This window comes from Roseibium sediminis (assembly GCF_008711325.1).
Classification (GTDB): Bacteria; Pseudomonadota; Alphaproteobacteria; order Rhizobiales; family Stappiaceae; genus Roseibium; species Roseibium sediminis.
In genome coordinates this window covers 88,227-108,788 of record NZ_VXDB01000015.1, presented here as the reverse complement: position 1 = coordinate 108,788, position 20,562 = coordinate 88,227, and the positions used below count along the sequence as shown (strand labels likewise).

The 20,562-nt window shown below is 57.6% G+C and carries 18 protein-coding genes and 1 other RNA gene; 8 read left to right on the top strand and 11 right to left on the bottom strand.

The window, feature by feature from the left end; all coding sequences use genetic code 11:
- Positions 1-111: 111 nt before the first annotated feature.
- From ilvC to F0155_RS15670, 8 genes are all read right to left on the bottom strand, one after another.
- The gene (gene ilvC / locus F0155_RS15705; protein ID WP_150525483.1) at positions 112-1,131 is read right to left on the bottom strand and encodes a ketol-acid reductoisomerase; all 1,020 of its coding nucleotides are present in this window, start codon (positions 1,129-1,131) and stop codon (positions 112-114) included.
- 79 nt (positions 1,132-1,210) lie between these two features.
- Positions 1,211-1,864 carry a TetR/AcrR family transcriptional regulator gene (locus F0155_RS15700; protein WP_150525482.1) on the bottom strand — a complete coding sequence of 218 codons (654 nt, stop codon included), beginning with the start codon at positions 1,862-1,864 and terminating at the stop codon, positions 1,211-1,213.
- Between the two features lie 149 nt (positions 1,865-2,013).
- Positions 2,014-3,501: a Do family serine endopeptidase gene (locus F0155_RS15695; protein WP_150525481.1), complete on the bottom strand. Its 1,488-nt coding sequence runs from the start codon at positions 3,499-3,501 to the stop codon at positions 2,014-2,016.
- 119 nt (positions 3,502-3,620) lie between these two features.
- Positions 3,621-3,806, bottom strand: coding sequence for a DUF2065 domain-containing protein (locus F0155_RS15690; RefSeq protein WP_150525480.1), 186 nt, complete (start codon positions 3,804-3,806; stop codon positions 3,621-3,623).
- Positions 3,803-4,693 (bottom strand): protease modulator HflC, encoded by an 891-nt coding sequence (hflC, locus tag F0155_RS15685; protein ID WP_150525479.1) that lies wholly within the window; start codon positions 4,691-4,693, stop codon positions 3,803-3,805. The genes F0155_RS15690 and hflC overlap by 4 nt, the downstream gene beginning before the upstream one ends.
- Positions 4,693-5,877, bottom strand: coding sequence for an FtsH protease activity modulator HflK (gene hflK, locus F0155_RS15680; RefSeq protein ID WP_150525478.1), 1,185 nt, complete (start codon positions 5,875-5,877; stop codon positions 4,693-4,695). Before hflK ends, hflC begins: the two co-directional genes overlap by 1 nt.
- Before the next feature lie 282 nt (positions 5,878-6,159).
- Entirely contained in the window at positions 6,160-6,618 is a 459-nt protein-coding gene (locus F0155_RS15675) for a GNAT family N-acetyltransferase (protein WP_244303524.1), read from the bottom strand.
- Between the two features lie 8 nt (positions 6,619-6,626).
- The gene (locus F0155_RS15670) at positions 6,627-7,142 is read right to left on the bottom strand and encodes a dihydrofolate reductase (protein WP_150525476.1); all 516 of its coding nucleotides are present in this window, start codon (positions 7,140-7,142) and stop codon (positions 6,627-6,629) included.
- A 392-nt stretch (positions 7,143-7,534) separates the two neighbouring features.
- On the opposite strand from F0155_RS15670, the gene F0155_RS15665 reads away from it, so the two are divergent.
- Both F0155_RS15665 and F0155_RS15660 read left to right on the top strand, forming a co-directional pair.
- On the top strand, positions 7,535-9,406 hold the full coding sequence (locus F0155_RS15665) for a sensor histidine kinase (protein ID WP_150525475.1): 1,872 nt from the start codon (positions 7,535-7,537) through the stop codon (positions 9,404-9,406).
- A complete protein-coding gene (locus tag F0155_RS15660; protein ID WP_161599820.1) occupies positions 9,399-9,821 on the top strand; it encodes a response regulator in 423 nt (140 codons plus the stop codon). The genes F0155_RS15665 and F0155_RS15660 overlap by 8 nt, the downstream gene beginning before the upstream one ends.
- Positions 9,822-9,857: 36 nt before the next feature.
- Here the strand turns inward: F0155_RS15660 and F0155_RS15655 are convergent, their stop codons facing one another.
- A complete protein-coding gene (locus F0155_RS15655; protein ID WP_150525522.1) occupies positions 9,858-10,652 on the bottom strand; it encodes a thymidylate synthase in 795 nt (264 codons plus the stop codon).
- A 200-nt stretch (positions 10,653-10,852) separates the two neighbouring features.
- On the opposite strand from F0155_RS15655, the gene ssrA reads away from it, so the two are divergent.
- The 4 genes from ssrA (at position 10,853) to F0155_RS15635 (ending at position 12,427) form a co-directional block, all read left to right on the top strand.
- Positions 10,853-11,222: a transfer-messenger RNA gene (gene ssrA / locus F0155_RS15650) on the top strand.
- 156 nt (positions 11,223-11,378) lie between these two features.
- Positions 11,379-11,963: an SspB family protein gene (locus F0155_RS15645; RefSeq protein ID WP_150525473.1), complete on the top strand. Its 585-nt coding sequence runs from the start codon at positions 11,379-11,381 to the stop codon at positions 11,961-11,963.
- A gap of 20 nt (positions 11,964-11,983) precedes the next feature.
- A complete protein-coding gene (locus tag F0155_RS15640) occupies positions 11,984-12,187 on the top strand; it encodes a DUF4169 family protein (RefSeq protein ID WP_150525472.1) in 204 nt (67 codons plus the stop codon).
- A gap of 6 nt (positions 12,188-12,193) precedes the next feature.
- Positions 12,194-12,427, top strand: a complete 234-nt coding sequence (locus tag F0155_RS15635; protein ID WP_150525471.1) for a ribbon-helix-helix domain-containing protein — start codon at positions 12,194-12,196, stop codon at positions 12,425-12,427.
- 17 nt (positions 12,428-12,444) lie between these two features.
- On the opposite strand, the gene F0155_RS15630 is transcribed toward F0155_RS15635, so the two are convergent.
- Positions 12,445-16,560: an AsmA family protein gene (locus F0155_RS15630; protein WP_208999313.1), complete on the bottom strand. Its 4,116-nt coding sequence runs from the start codon at positions 16,558-16,560 to the stop codon at positions 12,445-12,447.
- Positions 16,561-16,696: 136 nt separating this feature from the next.
- Positions 16,697-18,106, bottom strand: a complete 1,410-nt coding sequence (locus F0155_RS15625) for an FAD-binding oxidoreductase (protein ID WP_150525470.1) — start codon at positions 18,104-18,106, stop codon at positions 16,697-16,699.
- Between the two features lie 111 nt (positions 18,107-18,217).
- Between F0155_RS15625 and F0155_RS15620 the strand changes: the two genes are divergently transcribed.
- Both F0155_RS15620 and F0155_RS15615 read left to right on the top strand, forming a co-directional pair.
- Positions 18,218-18,706, top strand: a complete 489-nt coding sequence (locus tag F0155_RS15620) for a thioesterase family protein (protein ID WP_150525469.1) — start codon at positions 18,218-18,220, stop codon at positions 18,704-18,706.
- 153 nt (positions 18,707-18,859) lie between these two features.
- On the top strand, positions 18,860-20,503 hold the full coding sequence (locus tag F0155_RS15615) for a chloride channel protein (protein ID WP_150525468.1): 1,644 nt from the start codon (positions 18,860-18,862) through the stop codon (positions 20,501-20,503).
- Positions 20,504-20,562: the final 59 nt, after the last annotated feature.

Below are 20,562 nucleotides of genomic sequence, written 5' to 3'. Positions count from 1 at the left end.
AAGTGGCTTAGTTCTAGGTCTTGTCGACGAGGGCGTTGGACTTGATCCCCCGCGCCGCAAAGCGGCGCAAGGGTTCTTACGTGTTGGACAAGTCCAACGCGGGCAAGTGGCTTAGTTCTTGGTCTTGTCGACGAGGGCGTTGGACTTGATCCAGGGCATCATGCCACGGAGCTTTTCGCCAACTTCCTCGATCTGGTGAGCGTCGTTCAGACGGCGGGTTGCCTTGAACTTGGCAGCGCCTGCACGGTATTCCTGCATCCAGTCAGAGGTGAACTTGCCGGTCTGGATGTCGGACAGTACACGCTTCATTTCAGCCTTGGTTTCAGCCGTCACGATGCGCGGGCCGGTGACATACTCGCCCCACTCAGCGGTGTTGGAGATCGAGTAGTTCATGTTGGCAATGCCGCCTTCGTAGATCAGGTCCACGATCAGCTTCACTTCGTGCAGGCACTCGAAATAGGCCATTTCCGGAGCATAACCGGCTTCAACCAGGGTTTCGAAACCGGCGCGGATCAGCTCGACGAGACCGCCGCACAGAACTGCCTGTTCGCCGAAGAGGTCGGTTTCACACTCTTCCTTGAAAGTGGTTTCGATGATGCCGGAGCGGCCGCCGCCAACGCCACAAGCGTAGGACAGACCGAGGTCATGTGCGTTGCCTGTTGCATCCTGATGAACCGCGATAAGGCACGGCACGCCGCCACCCTTGACGTATTCGCCGCGAACGGTGTGGCCCGGGCCCTTCGGAGCAACCATCAGAACGTCGATGGAAGACTTCGGCTCAATCAGGCCGAAATGAACGTTCAGACCGTGAGCGAATGCAATTGCAGCACCATCACGGATGTTGTCGGCAATGTGGTCCTTGTAGATGTCGGCCTGCAGCTCGTCCGGCGTCGCCATCATCATCAGGTCGGCCCATGCAGCTGCCTCGGCAACAGTCATGACCTTGAAGCCATCAGCTTCTGCCTTCAGAGCGGTCGTGGAACCGGCACGCAGGGCAACGGCGATATCCTTCTGGCCGCTGTCCTTGAGGTTCATGGCGTGCGCACGGCCCTGAGAACCGTAACCAATGATGGCAACCTTCTTCGACTTGATCAGGTTGATGTCTGCATCGCGGTCATAATATACGCGCATGGTAGTCCCTTTCCCCTTTTATCAGCCGACCCTTTCATTTCCATCGGGCCGGTTTCAACTCATGTGTGGATGTGTGGTGTCAGGCGCCGTAGAGCTGGTAAAACTGCGCTACGGCTGTTCGTGCCTGGGTCTTCAGGTCCTGCTCTGCAGGTGTCGCTGTTTCTCCCAGGAGAAGGCGGATGTGAACGTCGCGAACCGCAAGCCCGTAGAGGACCTGATAGGCGGTTGTTGCGTCATCGAATTTGAGGAACCCCTTGTGGCGTCCAGCTTCCAGAAGCGAACGTGCACGGGTCGAGATCATGTGCTTGCCGCGCACCAGAAGGAGCTGGCCGAGACGGCCCCCTTCCCGGTTCGATTGACCGATCGAGAGACGGTTGAGCGCCAGAGAGGTCTCGCCAAACAGAACGGCAAGCAACTCGGCAACAAAGGCATCAACATGAGCGCGATAAGTCGCGGCATCGGATGTCGCTCCGCCTTCTGAAGGAAAATGAACCTTGCTTGCCTGATAGGCAACAACAGCCGCCAGCAACCCGTCCCGATCACCAAACCACTTGTAGAGGCTTTCCTTCGAGCAGTTCGCCGTGCGCGCAAGACCGGCCGTCGTCAGCGCCTTTTCACCGCCCTCCACCAGCAGGCAAAGGGCATGTTCGAGCACAGCCTCCTGGCGCGGCGTGAAAGCCACCGGGGTGCTCGGGTCTGCGTCATGAAAGTCAATGGATGCTGCGATGGACATGGCTTGATTTTCTAAAAGTCGTGTACCGTACCGTACGGTTCGATTTTTATTACTCAATGCCGATGGCTCCGGTCAAGGGGCTTTTTTCGCTCGCAACAAAAAAGGGCGCCCGCGAAGGCGCCCTTGATCGTTTCGGTTGAGACTTTCGATCAGTCTTCAATCCGCACGGGAACGAACCGCAGTTCCCCGGTCTGGTTCGACAGGAGCAGAAGAGCGGACCGCCGACCGGCCTCCTTCAGCTTCTTCAGCTCAGCCTGAACGTCGGCAGGTGTGCGAACTGTTTCCTGAGCCACTTCCTTGATGACATCGCCAGCCTGAACGCGTTTTTCCTCGGCAGAAGAGCCCGGAACCACGCCCTTGACCAGAACACCCTCAATATCCTCATCAATGTTGAATTCGGCGCGCAGGGCGTCATCCAGCTGAACCAGCATCATGCCAAGGATTTCGCTCGGTTCATCGGCAGGTGCCGCCGGGTCGACTGTCTCGTCCTCACCCTGATCGGTTTGAGCCGCAGCTTCCTCAAGACGGCCAAGCGTCACGCCAACGGTGACCTTCTCGCCCTTGCGGAACACGACAACAGCCACTTCCTTGCCAATTGCGGTCTCCGCAACGATGCGCGGCAATTCGCGCATGGAGGAAATCGGCTGGCCGTCAAACTCGACAATGACGTCACCCGGCTGGATATCGGCGCTCGCCGCAGGTCCCTCTTCATTCACACCGGCAACCAGTGCGCCCATGGTCTCGTCCATGCCAAGGCTTTCGGCGATCTCGTCCGTGACTTCCTGAATGCGGACCCCGAGCCAACCACGACGGGTTTCACCAAACTCGCGGAGCTGGGAGATGACGCGAGTGGCTGTCTTGGACGGAATTGCAAAGCCAATGCCGATGGATCCGCCGGAAGGCGAAATGATGGCCGTGTTGATCCCGATGACATTGCCCTCCATGTCGAAGAGCGGCCCACCCGAGTTCCCGCGGTTGATGGCCGCATCGGTCTGGATGAAGTTGTCATACGGGCCGGAATTGATGTCGCGGTTCCGCGCAGAGATGATGCCGACCGTAACGGTTCCGCCCAGGCCAAACGGGTTACCGATGGCCATGACCCAGTCGCCAACGCGCTTGGCCTCGGAATCACCGAACTGGACAGCCTTCAGCGGCTTTTCCGGCTTGACCTTGAGAACCGCGATATCGGTCTTCTCGTCGGTGCCGATCAGTTCAGCCTTGAGCTTCGTACCGTCATTGAAATTGGCCGTGATTTCATCGGCACCTTCAATCACGTGATTGTTGGTGATGATGATGCCCTGCTCGCCGTCAATCACGAAGCCGGAGCCGAGGGACTGCACGCGGCGCGGGCGGTCATCGTCACGGTTCTGCTTGTTGAAGAATTCCTCAAAGAACTCCTGGAACGGCGATCCTTCCGGAACCTGCGGCATCGGCACCGAGCGGCGACCTTCCACCTTTTGCGAGGTGGAGATGTTCACCACGGCATCGGCCAGCTCCTCGGCCAGATCGGCGACGGACACCGGACCTTGTGCATGAACCGTTCCCATCGGCTGAAAGGCCACCACTGCGCCAATCATTGCAGCTGCTGTTACGGACGCAAAAGACTTGTACCTGCGGCGAATAAACTCGCGTGCCATGAGGCATTCTCCTCCAAACGGATCGGATCGCTAATATAGCTGACCTTAGCAGGTCTCCCGACGTTTTCGTATATAACAAGGGCGGGAGAATTCATGTTCTCCCGCCCTTAAACATCTCGTTACCCGCGAACAAACCAGACGATCAGCACTCCGAGAGCCAGTACAACCAAACCGGAATATCGCAGGATGTGGTCCGGCGTCTCGAGCGCGCTTCGCATCATGGACTTCATGCCGCCCGGGCTGATGGCATAGAGTGTGCCTTCAATGGCAAGCACCAGCCCGATGGCGGTAATCAGTTCGTTCATTGAGCGGCTACACCAGGGGTCTTGGCTTCGCCTCGCGGATTGTTGAAGAACCGGAAGAACGAAGAATCCGGAGACAACACCAGGCTCGTATCACCCTGCTGCAGTCCCTGTTCATAGGCCTGCATGGAGCGATAGAAGGCAAAGAACTCCGGATCAGCTCCAAAGGCCGCCGCAAAAATGCGGTTCCGTTCCGCGTCGCCGTCACCGCGGATGATTTCAGAATCGCGCTTCGCCTCGGCAACAAGAACCGTTGCATCACGGTCTGCACGCGAACGAATGCGTCGAGCCTGCTCTTCACCCTGCGCGCGCAGCTCGGTCGCTTCACGCTGACGTTCCGTCTGCATGCGGGCGTAAATTGCCTGCGAGTTTGCATCCGGCAGATCTGCACGGCGGATCTTCACGTCAACAACCTCGATACCAAGATCGGAGGCGCTGTTGCTCACATCGCGGCGGATGTTTTCCATCAGGCCAGAGCGATTGTCACGCACCACGGCCACAAAGGAAGCCTTGGCGAGTTCGGAGCGCAGCGAGGACTGAAGAAACGTCGACAGACGCTGATTTGCCTCACGCGTGTTGTTCACGCGCTGATAGAACAGCACCGGATCGGAAATCCGGTAACGGGCAAACGCATCCACCACGAGACGCTTCTTGTCCGAAGCAATCACTTCCTGCGGCGACATGTTCAGGTCAAGAATACGCTTGTCCAGATAGATGACATTCTGGATGAGCGGGATCTTGAAGTAGAAACCCGGTTCGGTTTTCGGCTCTTCGATAATCCGTCCAAGCTGAAGCACCAAGGCTTGCTGCGTCGGATGAACAATGTAGACCGACAGGTAGCCGACAAAGGCAACGACGGCGATCAATACGCCCAAAATACTGCTGCGCATTACTGGTTACCTCCCGAACGTGCTGCGGAACCACGCGGCGCCAGGTCATTGAGCGGCAGGAACGGAAGAACGCCCTGCTGACCACCGGCCTGACTGTCGATGATGATCTTGTTGTTGGCTCCAAGAACCTTTTCAAGGGTTTCCAGATAGAGGCGATCACGGGTCACGTCAGGAGACTTTCTGTATTCCTCGTAGATCTTGGTGAAACGCTGGGACTGACCGGTCGCTTCCGCAATGGTCTGCTCCTTGTAGGCGTTTGCAGCTTCCAGAACTCGGGCAGCTTCACCGCGGGCTTCCGGAACACGGCGGTTGGCATAAGCCTGCGCCTCGTTCTGGATACGCTCCTGGTCGGCACGGGCGGCCTGAACATCACGGAAGGAATCGATAACCTGCTGGGGCGGATCCACCTTCTGCATCTGAACTTCAGTGATCTCGATCCCCGCCTTGTAGGAATCAAGCGTCTTCTGCATCAGGTCATCCACGTCGTTCTGAATGGAAACGCGGTTTTCCGTCAGGATCGAGTCGATGTTGGAATTACCGACGATCTCACGCATCGCGCTTTCGGCGACAGCCTTCACGGTTCCTTCAGGGTTCTGAATGTTGAACAGGAAGTCCGAAATGCCTTCGCGCGTGTTCTTGATGCGCCACTGCACCTTGAAGCCCACGTCGACGATATTTTCGTCGCCCGTCAGCATCAGGCTTTCCTGCGGCACATCACGGCTGCGAACGGAGCCGCCGGAAACAAATTCCTCAACACCAACGGTCATTTCACGAAGACGCTGGACCTGCGGCTTGTAAACCTCACCGATCGGATAGGGCCAGTTGTAGTTCAGACCCGGTGACGTCTGGTCCGTCACCTTGCCGAGCACCAGCTCAACACCAACCTCGCCTTCATCGACGCGGTAAAAGCCGGATGCAAGCCATACCAGTCCGACGACGCCGGCAATCAGCAGGACGCCGATCGTGCCAAGTCCGCCGCCACCCGGCAAAACGGTTTTCATCCGGTCCTGAGTGCGCTTCAGCAGCTCTTCAAGGTCCGGCGGGTTACCGCCGCCGCCACGGTTCGGGCCGCCGCCCCAAGGGCCGCCGTTATTGCCGCCACCGTTGCCGCCGCCCCATGGGCCGCCGTTGTTGCCGCCGCCTTTCCAGGGGCCACCGCCACCTGATTGATTGCTCCAAGGCATTCATAAATCCTTCTTGATGTCTCAATGCACCAGAAGCGGGCACCAAGGTGAGAATTCGCCTGTTCCTATTCACCTGAGGTTATAGGGAGGTTACCAACCGCTTTCAACGCGCAGAACTGTCACGTTTCGGATGCATATATCCGGCACGTGGGATGGGCTCAAAGGTTTTTCAAGGGCCGGAAATGCATTTTTTCTTCCAGTTACATGAACCGGTTAACACTCAAAGATCAACGCACGAAAATTCCGACACACCCGAAATATTAAAAAGGGGCTTCTCAGAAATTAAACTGCCGCTGCGGACAACTTCATGTCGATATGTGGAATTCCGTCTTCAAGGTATTCTTCGGAAATCTTCAGAAATCCGAAGCCAGAATAGAACTTATCCAGATAAGACTGCGCAGAAATGTCAATATCACAACCAGGGCACATGGACCGCGCCTTCTCTACCCCATTCGCCATGAGAACCTTGCCAAGGCCAAACCGCCGAAAATCCCGGTGGACAACCACACGCCCGATTCGCGCGGGATTGCCGGAAAACAACCGGATTGCTCCAACGAGCTTGCCGTCTTGCCGATCCACCACGAACAGATGCATCGCCAGACGGTCCTTACCGTCGATGTCCGCATAGGGGCTTTCCTGCTCAACGACAAAGATGTCCTGGCGAAGTTTCAGAAGATCGTGCAGCTGATCCTTTGTCATTTCGTCGTAGGTCAGCCACAGGCATTCAAAACGGTCATCCATCATGAAGCTCACAGTGCAGCGCGTCGACGATAGGTGACAAACTCGAAATCGGCAGTGTCCTTTTCCGTTCGCTCACCAGGTCTCCTCGACACTTCCTCCCAAAAGGCAAGATCAATTCCGGGAAACGTTGTGTCCCCGTCCGGGTCTGCATCAACCTCTGTAATCTCGAGACGATCCGCCATACGGATCGCCCGCCGGAAGATTTCCCCGCCGCCGATGATCATCACTTCCTCGCCCATCAGTTCGGCCAAGATGGTCTCGCAGCGCACAAGGGCGCTTTCAAGAGAAGTGAAAACCTCGACATCCTCAGCGACAAAGTCGGGATCTCGGGTCAGGACGAGATTGGGACGTCCGGGCAATGCCTTGCCGAGAGACTGAAAGGTCTTGCGGCCCATGATGACCGGCCTGCCCATAGTCACGGACTTGAAGTGCTTCAGGTCGGATGGCAGACGCCATGGCATATCGTTGTCCGATCCGATCACCCCGTTTCGGGCGACCGCTGCCACAAGTACGATTTCAGCCATTATATCCGCTCTTGGTGTTGCCGAGGTCGCATCCGGAAATTGCTTTTGGGTTGCAAGACAACCGTCTCAACGAATTTCGGAACTCAAAATCTGTGCCCAAACCACTTTCTCCAACACCAGAAATAACAATGCTCGACGAAATTCAAGGTCTTGCCAATCATTGCATTGGCCGTTCCCCAAGTGTCCTACCGTGTGAACCACAAATTGGAGCGACTGGCACGCAATTTTGCGGTGAAGCCTTCCCATTTTGCAAACACGGTTTCGCAATTTCGCAAGATGAGGAGGCTGAATCTTTGCATTTCTGGATAAAACTGCAGTTTTTTGACCAATCGGACTTGGCTTGTTCCTTGCTTCCTTAACCCGACAAGGGATCGGGTTGATGGATGTGAAGCGTGACCGATACTCCAATTCCAGTAACTGAAGAAGACTACGCGTCCTACACGGGCTCAGATCTGAAAACGCCGTTCAGAACGACGTTTTCCAGTTTTCGACTCTGGCTGTTCGCCGCAATGGTCTTCGTGTCAGCGATGCCGATTCTCGGCCTTACCATCTGGCTCGAGCGTTCTGCGGTCGAAAAGGAGTTCGAGGCCGTGGAACAAAAACACCTGATCGTAGCTCAGAACCTCTCCATGGCACTTTCCCGCTATGTCATGGATATCGAGAGTTTCATCAGATCCAGAGCCGAGGAACTGGAAGCCGGAGATCGCGTCCGACTGACAGAAGCAGCACTTAACGACCTCGACATTGTCTACGTCACGGTTCTGGACAGGTACAACCAGATCATTCCCGAGCAATCGCAACAAGGGGGCAATATTCTCTTGCCGGAACAGGGCTTGATCGGAGAGTTACGCCAGTTGGCCGATGCCTCAAGCGGCAAGGTTGCCTTTTCCGGCATCGAGAAACTGAACGGGAAACCCCATTTCTATGTCGTCAGGAAGCTGAGTGACGATCGGTTGCTTCTGGCCCCCTTGTCTCCCCGCTATGTCGATCAGGTGCAAAAGTCGATAGCCTTTGGAGTGCGCGGTCACGCCATGATCGTGGACGCTCGAGGCAAGGTGGTTGCCCATCCGAACCCGCAGTGGCAGGCGGACTCCAAGGACGCGTCGAAAATTTCCATCGTCCAGAAGATGATGGCAAGGGAAACAGGCGTGGCTGAATTCTATTCCCCGCCCATGAAGGCCGACATGATCGCCGGCTTCACCTTTGTCCCGCAAACGGGCTGGGGTGTCATGGTGCCCCAGCCAACAGAAGAGCTTGTACTCCACGCACGGGAAGTACAGCTGGCGGGCATCTTGTTTGGAGCGGTGGAAATCCTCTTGGCCATCGTCGTCAGCTGGTGGCTCTCCAGCATCCTTTCCAACCCGGTCTCACAGCTGGTGGCAACCGCAAAGAAAGTGTCTGCAGGAAATCTGAAGGCACGAACAGGCTTTGCCATCCAGCATGCACCGGTTGAGCTGCGCGCTTTGGGCAATGAACTGGACAGCATGGTGGACGAACTGGATCAGCAGTCCGCCAAGCTTTCCACGGCCCTTGCAAAAGCCGAGGCAGGCAGCAAGGCCAAGTCGCAATTCATGGCCATGATGAGTCACGAAATCCGTACGCCTGTCACTGGCGTCATGGGCCTGCTGGATATTCTGGAGGAAACCCGTCTGGAGTCTGATCAGCGCGGCTACATCGATCTGTCACGCGCAACGGTCAACGGGCTCTTGAACATCGTCAATGACATTCTCGACTTTTCCAGGCTCGACGCCGGCACTTTGCGGATTCAATCCACCCCATTCGACCTTCATGCGTTGTTGGATGAGGTATCTTCCCTCTTCCTGCCTGCGGCAAAGGCCAAGGCACTCGATCTGACATGCGAGCATGATGAGCTACTGCCCGAAATCGTTACCGGCGACCTGCAAAGGACACGGCAGATCCTGTTCAACATCGTCGGCAATGCAATCAAGTTCACCGACAGCGGAAGTGTCACCGTCAATACGCGGTACGACCCGACCGGCCCCGTCACGGGAATGCTGACATTTTCAGTCACCGATACCGGCATCGGGATTCCCAAGGAAACGGAGGATCGCATCTTCGAGGAATTCAGCCAGGGCGACAATTCCTATTCCCGACAACATGAGGGAAGCGGACTGGGACTGGCCATATCCCGGCGGCTGGTCATGCTGATGAATGGCGAAATCAGTTATGAAAGCAAGCAGGGTGTGGGCACCCGTTTTAACGTCACTATTCCGGTCAAAGTGGAGCAACACGGCAATGACTGATCATCTGACCCTTACTCCCACCCCAACTCACAGCACGCGCAGGCTGTTGCTCGTGGAAGACAACGCAACCAACACCCTTGTCCTGACCCACAAGTTGAAGAAACACGCAGGTTACGTGGACTGCGCCAGAAATGGTGTCGAAGCTCTGGAGCAGATCGGAAGCCACACATATGATCTGGTGATCATGGATGTCTCGATGCCGGTCATGGACGGGTTTGAGGCAACCCGGCGGATCAGGGCCTCCGATGCCGACTTCTCGCAAGTCCCGATACTTGGGCTGACTGCACATAATTACGATGAGGTGCGCGACAAATGCCTCGAAGTCGGCATGGACGGCTTTCTTTGCAAACCGGTCAGCGACAGCGAGCTGTTTTGCGCCATTGAAGGCCTGCTCGCTGATCCGAAAGCCGCCTGAGCCCTTCAGTTCGCAGAATACCGTCCCAATGGACCGTTACACCGCAATCGGCGCCTTGATATGCGGATGAGGGTCATAGCCGGACAGTTCGAAATCGTCGAACTGGAAGGCGAAAAGATCGTTCACATTCGGGTTGATCGCCATCGTCGGCAGCGGGCGCGGCTTGCGCGTCAATTGCTCCCGGGCCTGATCGAAGTGATTGTGATACAGATGCGCATCCCCGAAGGAATGAACAAAATCGCCAGCCTTCAGACCAGTGACCTGCGCGACCATCATCGTCAGCAGCGCATAGGAAGCGATGTTGAAGGGAACCCCCAGAAAGATATCCGCAGACCGCTGATACAGCTGGCAGGACAATTTTCCGTCCGCCACATAAAACTGGAACAGCGAATGGCACGGCGGCAAAGCCATGTCGTCGACCAGCGCCGGATTCCAGGCTGAAACAATCAGACGGCGACTTTGCGGATTGGTCCGGATCATCTGCAGCAGATTGGCGATCTGGTCGATCGAGCGTCCGTCGGGTGCCGGCCACGAACGCCACTGATAGCCATAGACAGGCCCGAGATCGCCATTTTCATCGGCCCACTCATCCCAGATCTTCACACCATTGTCCTGCAGATACTTCACGTTCGTGTCGCCCGACAGGAACCACAGCAACTCGTGAACAATCGACTTCAAATGCAGCTTCTTGGTCGTGACCAGCGGAAAGCCCTGCGAAAGGTCGAAGCGCATCTGGTGGCCGAAGATCGAACGGGTGCCGGTTCCGGTCCGGTCTCCGCGGTCAACGCCCTCATCAAGGACTTTCTGCATCAGGTCGAGATATTGCTGCATGGCGATCTGCTTCGAAGTTCGAGACAATCCGAGATGAATTCCTAAACCGACTCGCACGGCTGGTCACCGTTGAACTGCGGATTTCATGACCAAAGGCCGTTGACTGCTGCAGCATTTGGCAAAAAGCGGCAGTTTTCCACCGCAGGCCACCATCGGCCTGTGGAAGAACCGGATGCTGTTCCACCGGCCGTCGAATTCTCCCCCTTCCTTTTGCCGCCTGACTTGCCTATATCTGGGGGGCTGGTTCGCCAGCTATGGCAATAAATGGTCTGTGCAATAAACCTATCGGACCCGGGGGCGGTACCCGGCGCCTCCACCCAAGCCCACTGGACTTTTCCTAGCAAAAACAGTGGGTTTCGGCGGGGGCGAAATAGGATCGACGAGGGCGTAAAGACTGCACTTTTGCTCGGCATTGTACCACCGTCATCGGGCTATTCTTATAGTTGCAAACGACAACTATGCTATGGACAACGCTGTTGCTGCGTAATGCAGCCCCGGTAGTCCACTAAGTCCCGTTGGTTAGCACCTTCAGGCGGGGTTCGGAGGCACCTGGCAACAGAAGCCTCCACTTTCCCCGGCACTTGGCTCTCATCCGCTCGTGATATTTGTCATGAGCGTTGTATAATGCGTGAGTTCGTCCAAAAGGGGTCTTTCCTTTTGGGTTTCTTGCGGTCAATGTGCCTGAACAATTCTTGCAGACAATGACAAGGCAACAGCGTCGAGCAGATGGCAGAAGATCTCCTCCGATACGACATCCTCATTCAGGACGCCCTTCGCGGAGCGGTGAAAAAGATCCTGGCAGAGGTTGGACGCACCGGACTTCCGGGCGAACATCATTTTTATATCGCATTCGAGACCACGGCGCCGGGCGTCCGCATCTCGCAGCGACTAAAAGAACGCTACCCGCAGGAAATGACAATCGTTCTGCAGCACCAGTTCTGGGATCTGGCGATCGGCGAGCACGCCTTCGAGGTCGGCCTGTCCTTTGGCGGCGTTCCGGAAAAGCTGCTGGTTCCCTATTCCGCGATCAAGGGCTTCTTTGATCCCTCTGTTCAGTTCGCTTTGGAATTCGATCCGGGCAAGACGGCCGAAGAGCTCCCTGAAGAGCTGCTGGAAGCCGTAGAGGAACTGGCGCAGGCTGAGCGCGATACGGAAAATGCCATCTCCGAACACGGGCAGATCGGCATCACCGGCGGCACCGATCAGGACAAGACTGCATCTGCATCCGGCGACAATGGCAACGCACCCGACAAGCCATCCGAAGGCGGTGGGGAAGTCGTTTCCCTCGACGCGTTCCGCAAAAAGACCTGAGGACCACGGGAGAGGTCATCATGACCGGCGAAGTGGTTAATCTGCGTCAGGCCCGCAAGCGCAAGAACCGGGCCGAAAAAGAGGCGAAGGCAGAAGAAAACCGTGTTGCTTTCGGCCGCACCAAGGCCGAAAAACAAGCCTCCCGTACCTCGATTGAAAAGCTCCACAAGTCCGTTGACGGCCATCTCCTCGACCGAGGTGATGATGCTGACAAGGCGGACTAGGCAACGGTGCCTTTGATCAAGCGCTCCTTCACCCTCAACGGGCACCGCACGAGTCTGGCCCTGGAAGCAGAGTTCTGGCAGGTCGTCGATGAGGTGGCTGGCCTGAAAGACGTTTCAGTTTCAGGATTGATTGCCGAAATTGACGCCGAGCGCGATCCCGATGACTCCCTGTCTTCCGTCATGCGCGTCTGGGCATTGACCCAGTTGCGCCAGCGCCTTTCAGATCAGACGGCCTCCTGATCGCCTCTCCGGGGGCGTCAGTTTCCTGACCAGTTCGGATTTTCTCTCACCAACCCATTTGGCAGCTGGATGAACTGCGGCTCGGAACGCGTGGCTCTTGGCGCAGGCTGGGTTGAACGAATGCGCTGCGGTGTAGCCTGCCGTGTTCCGTTTGGCGAGAAAAGATCTGCATCGCTTCCGGTCCCGGAGGAAGATGGCGCAGATGGCGTGGTCCTGAGGTCCAGCGTTAGCAGCTCGTCAATTGTCTGAGGAGACGACAATGGCGGAAGCTCGCTCGTGGTCGCTGCCTGTTCCGGTGTCTGCGCGGGCTCGGCTGCCTGTGCAGCCGCCGCTTCTCTGGCCCTGGCAGCCTCCAGTGCACTCTTGATTTGGGAACTGAACTCATCTGCCGATGTCGGCGCGGGCGCTTCTGGCAGGGAAGCCGTGTCATTTTCCGCAGCTTGCGGCTGTTCAACACCAGCCTGATTGGATGCCTCATCCAAAGGGGCCGCTGCCGCTGGTACCACCGGGGCGCTCAGATTTCCCTGCCGTTGTTCAGGTGAAACAGGCGGCGGTGTCGGCTCTGTTGTTTCCCCGTCTACCGCAGCTCCATTTGCCGGCGTGCCTTCTCCCGACGGACCAGCAGCCTCTTCCGCAGCTTTTCGGGCAGCTTCGGCGGCTGCTGCTTCTTCAACCCTGCGATCTTCTTCGCGGTAGCGCTTCAACTCGCGCAGCAACCGGTCGCGCTCAAGGATTTCAGCCTGAAGTCGCTCGACGCGCCGAACTTCAAGATCGAAGGCCCTGAGCGTGAGGAACGCTGAGAACGGCGCAATGTCGACAACCCGTTCCGGTTCATCCAGCGATCCGACAAAAAGCAGCCCCACCTGAGGCTCGGCGCCCGTTACGGCATTCTCGCCCGGATCAATACGAATGGAGACATCGCTGTCCAGCATCCATGTATTCAGGTCTGCCTCGACAGAGCCGAAGATCTCTGCATCCGCTGCATCGACCACGATGTTGCGCGCGCTGATCCTGCCGCCGAGCAGAGACAGGTTTCCTTCCAACTTCGAAAAGGACAGGTTCCCCGCCTCCATGTGGCTGAGAAACGCCTCCTTGATCCGATCATCTTCCAGCTCAAGCCCGGCATCTGCCGCGCGGATGACCAGATCGAAAGCCTTTGGGTTCAGCCCACGCAATTCGCCATCATGAATACTGACCGTACCGCCGCCATTGAGGCCCGACACGATGGCTGAAATGGACCGCCCTGCCCCGTCGAACTCAAGATAGAGATCCATGAGGCCGGTCGCGACCGGACGTGCGTTGCGGGTCCATACTAGGCGGCGAATATCAGCCCCCTGCAGCTTGATCCGCCCGGACAAGGCGCCTTCCGCATCCGACCGGCGAACAGCAAGCGCGCCTGTCAGCTCGCCGCTGGCAAACTGTCCGTTGATGCCGTCGAGACGCAACATCATGGGCGTCAGGCGCAATTCGGACGAGGTGTTTGCGATCTCCAACCCCTCCGCGACCTGAAATCTGTCACTCTTCACCTGAAGCGTCAGGTCGATATCCGACAGAAGCGGCGAACCGAATGCCACACTCGGCCAGATGGAAGACCCGTCTCCCGCGGAGAACCATTGGTCAGGTCCGAGGATAGCTTCCGACAGGACACGTAAATCAAGGTCGGAGACCGTAAGATCGCCGGTAAAACGCCGACTGGTTTCGCTCACCAACGGTTCCAGGTTTCCAGCAATCGACCCTTCTATGGTGACGCCAGATACAGCGCCCTCGATTGCTGACAGCGACAGTTTTTCGCCATTGCCAGACACATCAAAGCTGAGGTCGACCGGAATACCACCGCCCATGATCGGCAACACCCGTCCGGCCAGAAGTGCGACCGGCGCCAGATCAGCGGTTTCCGCCTTCACGCGCAACTCGTATGCGCCAGACTTGCCTTCCTCAAGACGCAGTGTCCCATTGGCCGCAACACGAGCCGCCGCTGACCCGGCATCGAGATCAATGTCGAGACCGGTTTGCGGCTTCCCGCGTGCAGTCAGCCGGACATGCCCTTCGCCAAGGTTATCGACCGGCAGCACATCAAAGCCGAGCTGGCGCAGCAAGGTTCCGCCATCGGGACCCGACAGGTTCAGCTCCAGACCGACATTCGCCTCTCTCCAGGCATCCGTTCTGCCGGACAGTTGGCCGGATACCGTAACCATGGCCTCGCCCGCTTCACCGTCCAGATCGATGAAAACGTCACTTTTGTCGTCGTTTGCCTGCGCCGTGAAGTCAGCCTTGAACCGGGCAGGCACGAGATAGGGAGCTGCGGCCTTTACCCGTTCAACAATACCGGAGTCCGGGAAAACCGATTTCAAGAGCCCCACCAGACCGCCAAGATCCGAAGCAACCAGCGAGCCGGAAAGGCTGCCCTGTGGGGTTTCGGTGATGTTGTTGACGCCGCCTTTTACATCTACTTCCGCACCGGCCAGATCCCCCGCGAACAGACGATCGATACGGACATCACCATCGGCATAGGACGCCTCGATCCCGATGTTTTTGCCCTGCACGTCGCCAATCAGCAGTTCGTCAGATTGAATGCGGGCGGAAACCTCAAGGTCGGACAGGATGCTCGCCCGCTCCGAAACTCCCCGAAGCCCAAGTTCCTCGCCCTGAACTGCCTTGCCCAGAAGGATCAGCTCATTGAGATCAAGCTGATCGGCATTGAGATGTATTGCGAAGACCGGGCTGCCATTAGTCCGCGTGCGATAGGACAGCGACCCTTCCGCCTTTGCCCCATTGAGACCAAGGCGCAGGTTTTCCAACGCGTAGCCGCCGGGAATGACAGTCAGACGCCCTTCCATGTCGATAGGCTGCAAGGTGGTCGCACCCGTACCCGAATGCCGCCACCAGCCGACAAACGCGCCCGGCTGTTGGGAACTTAGCGAGACATTGCCGCTATAGGTCATGTTGGACCCGACAACGAGGTCCCCCTGCGTGGCAATGACCGTGCGCCCGGGAGCCCTCGCTGCAAGGCGCGCGATACGCCAACCACCAAGCATGGTTTCAAGGTCAAGACGCACATCCTGCGTCAGCCCGCCACCGGCAACGACAGCCGGCACATCCAGACTGATTGCTCCCTTGATCGGCGGGACAGGGATGTTGGCCAGTGCGGTCAGAACTGCTTCCGACGTCGATTTCAGATTGACCGGTGATGCCGGGCCGCCCCCAAGCAGTCGATCCAGATCCACCTGTTTGGACGTTGCCCGGACCTCGAACCTGCGATCACCGGAATAGACCAGATCGGCCGTACCGGTCAGTGACAACTGCCGTTCCTGCGGGCCGAAATGAAATTCGAATTCGGGCACTTCGAACCGGGTCATGTCAGCAGCCAGCTGACCGGTCATCGTCCAGGCATTGTCGACAGCCTCCGGAGCCTGAATGGAGGCAACATCAAACCCGCCCTCGAACCGGGGGGCAGCGTCTTCATGCGACACCAGCCCGTCGAGGGAAAGATCAACCGGATACTGGCTCGGCGTGACCCGGCCCTTGACGCGGATAGCGCCGTCTTCCTGCAGCCTGCCTGTGGCCAGTTCCACAGAATAGGGAGACCGTTCATGCGAAATGCTGCCGTCGATCTTGAAAGGCCCGGCAAGGCTGCGCGCACTCAATGACAGGTTGCCGTTCTCAAACCGGAAGACGTCACCGGAGCGTGCATCAACGATAGAAATGGCGCCGTTGGTTATGGTTACGCTTTCAAAGGCAACATCATCCGCATTCACTTTCGCCAGCATCCCGTGGTCTGGCATCGAGGTGAGCCAGTCAAGCCGCCCTTCCTCATCGAGCGAAAGCTGAAGATGCGGTCTATCGAGGCGAAGGTCCTGCACCTTCACCTCCCCCTTCAAAAGCGGAGGCAGTTCCACCTGCATCTGGAAGCGGGAGACGACCAGCAACGGATTTTCGGACGGACCGACCCGCACATCGGAAAAGGTGATGGAAGGAGCTGGCAGCAGGCGCATGTCCGCCTCGCCAAGCACGGTAACCGGATGCCCAAGCACCTGTTCGGCATAGGTTTCGAATGTGGATCTATACAGGGTCCAGTCGATGAAGAACGGACCAACCAGCGCTCCGACAAGCACCAGAATAATCGTAACACCCAAAGTGATGAAAAAGGAGTTCAGCGTCCGTCTCCTTTCAGATCCGATTTCATGATGACGTCCTGTCCAACACTATTGGCTTCCAGATTCGCTCACAGTTGCAATCATTTCCGTAATATCATTGTTCAAAGATACTATGTCACGAGGGTGGCAGTATTTTTCCGGGGTTCATGATGTTGTCCGGATCAATTGCAGCCTTGAGCGTCTGCATCAGGGTCACCCCGTTGCCATGCTCCTTGCGCATGTATTTGACCTTGCCCTGCCCCACGCCATGCTCGCCGGTGCATGTGCCGTCCATTTCAATGGCCCGCAGGTTCAATCGCTCCACAAAGGCCTGGGCCGCGTCGATTTCCTCAGGCACGGTCTCGTCGATCAGCACTTGCACATGAAAGTTGCCATCGCCCACATGCCCGACGATGGGAGCCACGAAGCCGCTTTCGTCGATGTCCTTTCGGGTTGCCTCCACGCACTCGGCAAGACGGGAAATCGGCACGCAGACATCCGTAGCAACCACCTTCGAGCCCGGCCTCAAGGTAAAGGCAGCCCAATAGGCATTGTGCCGCGCTTCCCAGAGCTTGGTGCGCGCTTCAGGCTGGGTTTCCCAGACGAAAGGACCGCCGCCAAATTCGGTCGCAATGTCGTTGAAAAGGTCAGACTGCTCTTTCACCCCGGCCTGAGAGCCGTGAAACTCGAGGAACAAGGTCGGCGTTTCAACGAGATCGAGCTTGGAATAGGTGTTGCAAGCCCGCACTTGCTCCTTGTCCAGCAGCTCGATACGCGCAACGGGAATGCCGCACTGGATCGTGGAGATGACCGCGTTGCAGGCAGATTCGACATCCGGGAATGGGCAGATGCCGCCGGAAATCGCTTCGGGAATACCGAAAAGGCGCAATTGCAGTTCGGTGATGACGCCCAGCGTCCCTTCCGCTCCAACCATCAGCCGGGTGAGGTCATAGCCTGCCGAGGACTTGCGGGCCCGCCCGCCCGTTCGAACAATCTCGCCCTGCGGGGTTACGATCGTCAGACCGAGCACGGCATCTCGCATCGTCCCGTAGCGGACCGCATTGGTCCCGGAAGCCCGGGTCGAGGCCATCCCGCCAAGGCTCGCATCCGCCCCCGGATCAATCGGAAAGAACAGGCCCGTGTCCCGCAAATGCGCATTGAGCTGCTTGCGCGTCACACCGGCCTGCACACGGCAGTCCAGATCCTCGGGAGACACGCTCAGGATTTCGTTCATGCCGGACAGGTCGATGGAAACTCCGCCCATCGGCGCGTTCACGTGGCCCTCAAGCGAGGAACCGGTGCCAAACGGAATGACAGGCACCTTGTGCTCGGCGCAAACGCGCACGATTTCAGCCACTTCTTCCGTCGACTGCGCGTAAACAACAGCTTCCGGCGGCTGGTTCGGTATCCAGGTTGTCGTGTGACCATGTTGCACACGAACCGCCTCGGACCGCACGCACCGCTCGCCGAAACGCTCCACAAGGATCCCGATGGCCGCGACGCTTCTGTCCGAAGAGACCTGCGCCGGATTTGCCTGTGGTGTCATCGGGGAACCTTTCTTATGATTTAAACCCATGCATTTGTTGCCGAGACTATGTAATTCCTGACGACAAACGTCAAAGCGTTTCCACCCGTGGACAAGGCAAGGAACGAGAATTTGGAAAAGTGGCCGCACACGCCCCTCATCAGCGAACGCAAGCACGTTCTTGAGGACTGGATCGACTACAACGGTCATCTGAACATGGCCTACTATAATGTCCTGTTTGATCAGGGTGTGGATGACGCCTTTCACCTTCTGGGTATGGGAGAGGACTATGTGAAGAGCCGCAATGCGTCCTTTTTCACCGCGGAAGTCCATGTCTGTTATGTGCGCGAGCTGGAAGCCGGGATGCCGGTTGTCGCCAGCCTGCAGCTTCTGGATTTCGACGAGAAGCGGGCACACTTTTTTCAGGAGCTGCGCCACGCCGATGAGGGCTGGCTTTCGGCAACATCTGAACAGATGTCCCTCCATGTCGACATGGCTGCCCGCAAGGTATCTCCGTGGCCTGACGACATACTTCAGAACCTCAAGGCCCTTGCAGGCGCACACGCCGGTCTTCCACGTCCTGAACGGGCGGGACGTTCCATCGCCATTAAACGCAAATAGACGCGCGTAGTTCGGGTTTCCTGTTGGATTTGAAGGAAAATCCGGTCCGGGGCTGGTTTTGCCCCGCGACTCAGTCGACACTTTCCTTACCGAATACCGGGCACCCTCGGGAGCTCTACCTGCGCCACGCCCCAGCCCTCAGCCGAGGGGACGATGAAAGAGATAGTCGACAACATCCATCGCCTGCCAGCTATCCTGTTTAGCTGGATTGCGCCCAACATGCGCCTTTTTCTCGGCTATCGGCTTCCTGAGGTCTGGGTTCTTGCTGTTCTCATCGGCGCACTCGTCGCAATTGCCGCCATCGTCTTCCGTATGCTGATCGCGCTCTATCAGCTGAGTTGGCTGGGTACCGCGTCCGAGCGCACCATTGAAGCTGCGCTGGCGCAACCATGGTGGGTGATCATCGCGGCCCCAACGTTTGGCGGTCTGATTGTCGGCTGGCTGCTGCAGACCTACCAACCCAAACAGCGCGCTGGCGGCGTTGCAGACGTCATCGAGGCCCGAGCTCTTGGCGGACGCGGGTTACCGGTTCGCGAGGGCCTGATGTCGGCCCTCGTCACCACCGTTTCTCTGGGATTTGGAGCAAGCGCTGGACGAGAAGGACCGGTGGTGCATCTTGGCGCAACCATCGGCACCGCCCTTTGCCAGTTGTTCAGCCTGCCGGATTCGGCTCGTCGCATCCTTCTGGCCTGCGGCGTTGCCAGCGCCGTCTCCGCCTCCTTCAACGCTCCCATCGCCGGTGTCCTGTTTGCGCATGAAGTGATCCTCGGTCACTACGCCATGTCGGCCTTTGTCCCGATTGTGCTGGCCTCAACCATTGGCACCGTGGTCAGCCGCCTCTGGTTTGGAGAGGCCGCAGCCTTTGTCATTCCCGACTATGAAATCACATCCTATCTGGAAATCCCTGCTTTCGCGCTTCTCGGTCTGACATGCGCCGCCGTTGCCATCATCTTCCAGTTTTCGCTGATAGGAACGGATTACGTCGCCAGAAACATATCCATGCCGCTGTGGCTGAGGCCCGTTATCGGCGGATTGGCAATCGGCTCGATCGGGGTCTTTTTTCCGCAAGTTCTCGGCGTTGGCTATGAGGCAACGGACCAAGCCCTCAAACACGAACTGACAATTACCGTGATGCTGTCGCTGCTGGTTGCGAAAACAGCCGCAACTTCCATCACTCTCGCCTCACGCTTTGGCGGGGGGATCTTTTCGCCCTGCCTGTATCTCGGTGCCATGACGGGCGGAGCGTTCGGGCTCATTGCGGCCTCCGTCTACCCGGAAATGGCGTCAAGCCATGGTCTTTATGCAATCCTTGGCATGGGAGCTGTTGCAGCTGCCGTTCTGGGCGCACCTGTATCGACGACCGTGATCGTGTTCGAGCTGACCGGTGGCTATGAGCTTTCCATCGCGCTTTTGATCTGCGTTTCCATCGCCACAGGCCTCAATCAGGCCATCCACGGCAAGTCGTTCTTCCACTGGCAATTGGGAATGCGTGGGGTCTGCCTGCATGAGGGAGCCCACGCGTTTCTTGGCACCAGCGTCAAGGTCCGACAATTCATGGATGCTCCGCCGGAAGACGAGACGGACCGCGTTTTCGATCCCGGGTCCGGCGCTCCCTATCTTCATGTGACGGACTCGCTGGAAAGCGCATTGAAGAGCTTCGACAACAGCGGGGCGTCTTCCCTTCCCGTTGTCGACAAGGGCGATGCCACCCGCATTGTCGGCATTGCGCGCCATGTGCGGGCCTTGAACCACTTCAACAAGGCACTCATTCAGGCCACGGAAGAAGAACACCGTTAAAGCAATCGCCTCAAGGAAAAACCCCGCCAGCAGCGCTCGCGGGGTTTATTGAAATTCGT

What these genes read in the sequence shown, in the direction of transcription:
- ilvC (WP_150525483.1), bottom strand. Translation starts at nt 1,131, where the DNA reads ATGCGCGTATATTATGACCGCGATGCAGACATCAACCTGATCAAGTCG.
- F0155_RS15700 (WP_150525482.1), bottom strand. Translation starts at nt 1,864, where the DNA reads ATGTCCATCGCAGCATCCATTGACTTTCATGACGCAGACCCGAGCACC.
- F0155_RS15695 (WP_150525481.1), bottom strand. Translation starts at nt 3,501, where the DNA reads ATGGCACGCGAGTTTATTCGCCGCAGGTACAAGTCTTTTGCGTCCGTA.
- F0155_RS15690 (WP_150525480.1), bottom strand. Translation starts at nt 3,806, where the DNA reads ATGAACGAACTGATTACCGCCATCGGGCTGGTGCTTGCCATTGAAGGC.
- hflC (WP_150525479.1), bottom strand. Translation starts at nt 4,693, where the DNA reads ATGCGCAGCAGTATTTTGGGCGTATTGATCGCCGTCGTTGCCTTTGTC.
- hflK (WP_150525478.1), bottom strand. Translation starts at nt 5,877, where the DNA reads ATGCCTTGGAGCAATCAATCAGGTGGCGGTGGCCCCTGGAAAGGCGGC.
- F0155_RS15675 (WP_244303524.1), bottom strand. Translation starts at nt 6,618, where the DNA reads ATGGATGACCGTTTTGAATGCCTGTGGCTGACCTACGACGAAATGACA.
- F0155_RS15670 (WP_150525476.1), bottom strand. Translation starts at nt 7,142, where the DNA reads ATGGCTGAAATCGTACTTGTGGCAGCGGTCGCCCGAAACGGGGTGATC.
- F0155_RS15660 (WP_161599820.1), top strand. Translation starts at nt 9,399, where the DNA reads ATGACTGATCATCTGACCCTTACTCCCACCCCAACTCACAGCACGCGC.
- F0155_RS15655 (WP_150525522.1), bottom strand. Translation starts at nt 10,652, where the DNA reads ATGCAGCAATATCTCGACCTGATGCAGAAAGTCCTTGATGAGGGCGTT.
- F0155_RS15645 (WP_150525473.1), top strand. Translation starts at nt 11,379, where the DNA reads ATGGCAGAAGATCTCCTCCGATACGACATCCTCATTCAGGACGCCCTT.
- F0155_RS15640 (WP_150525472.1), top strand. Translation starts at nt 11,984, where the DNA reads ATGACCGGCGAAGTGGTTAATCTGCGTCAGGCCCGCAAGCGCAAGAAC.
- F0155_RS15625 (WP_150525470.1), bottom strand. Translation starts at nt 18,106, where the DNA reads ATGACACCACAGGCAAATCCGGCGCAGGTCTCTTCGGACAGAAGCGTC.
- F0155_RS15615 (WP_150525468.1), top strand. Translation starts at nt 18,860, where the DNA reads ATGAAAGAGATAGTCGACAACATCCATCGCCTGCCAGCTATCCTGTTT.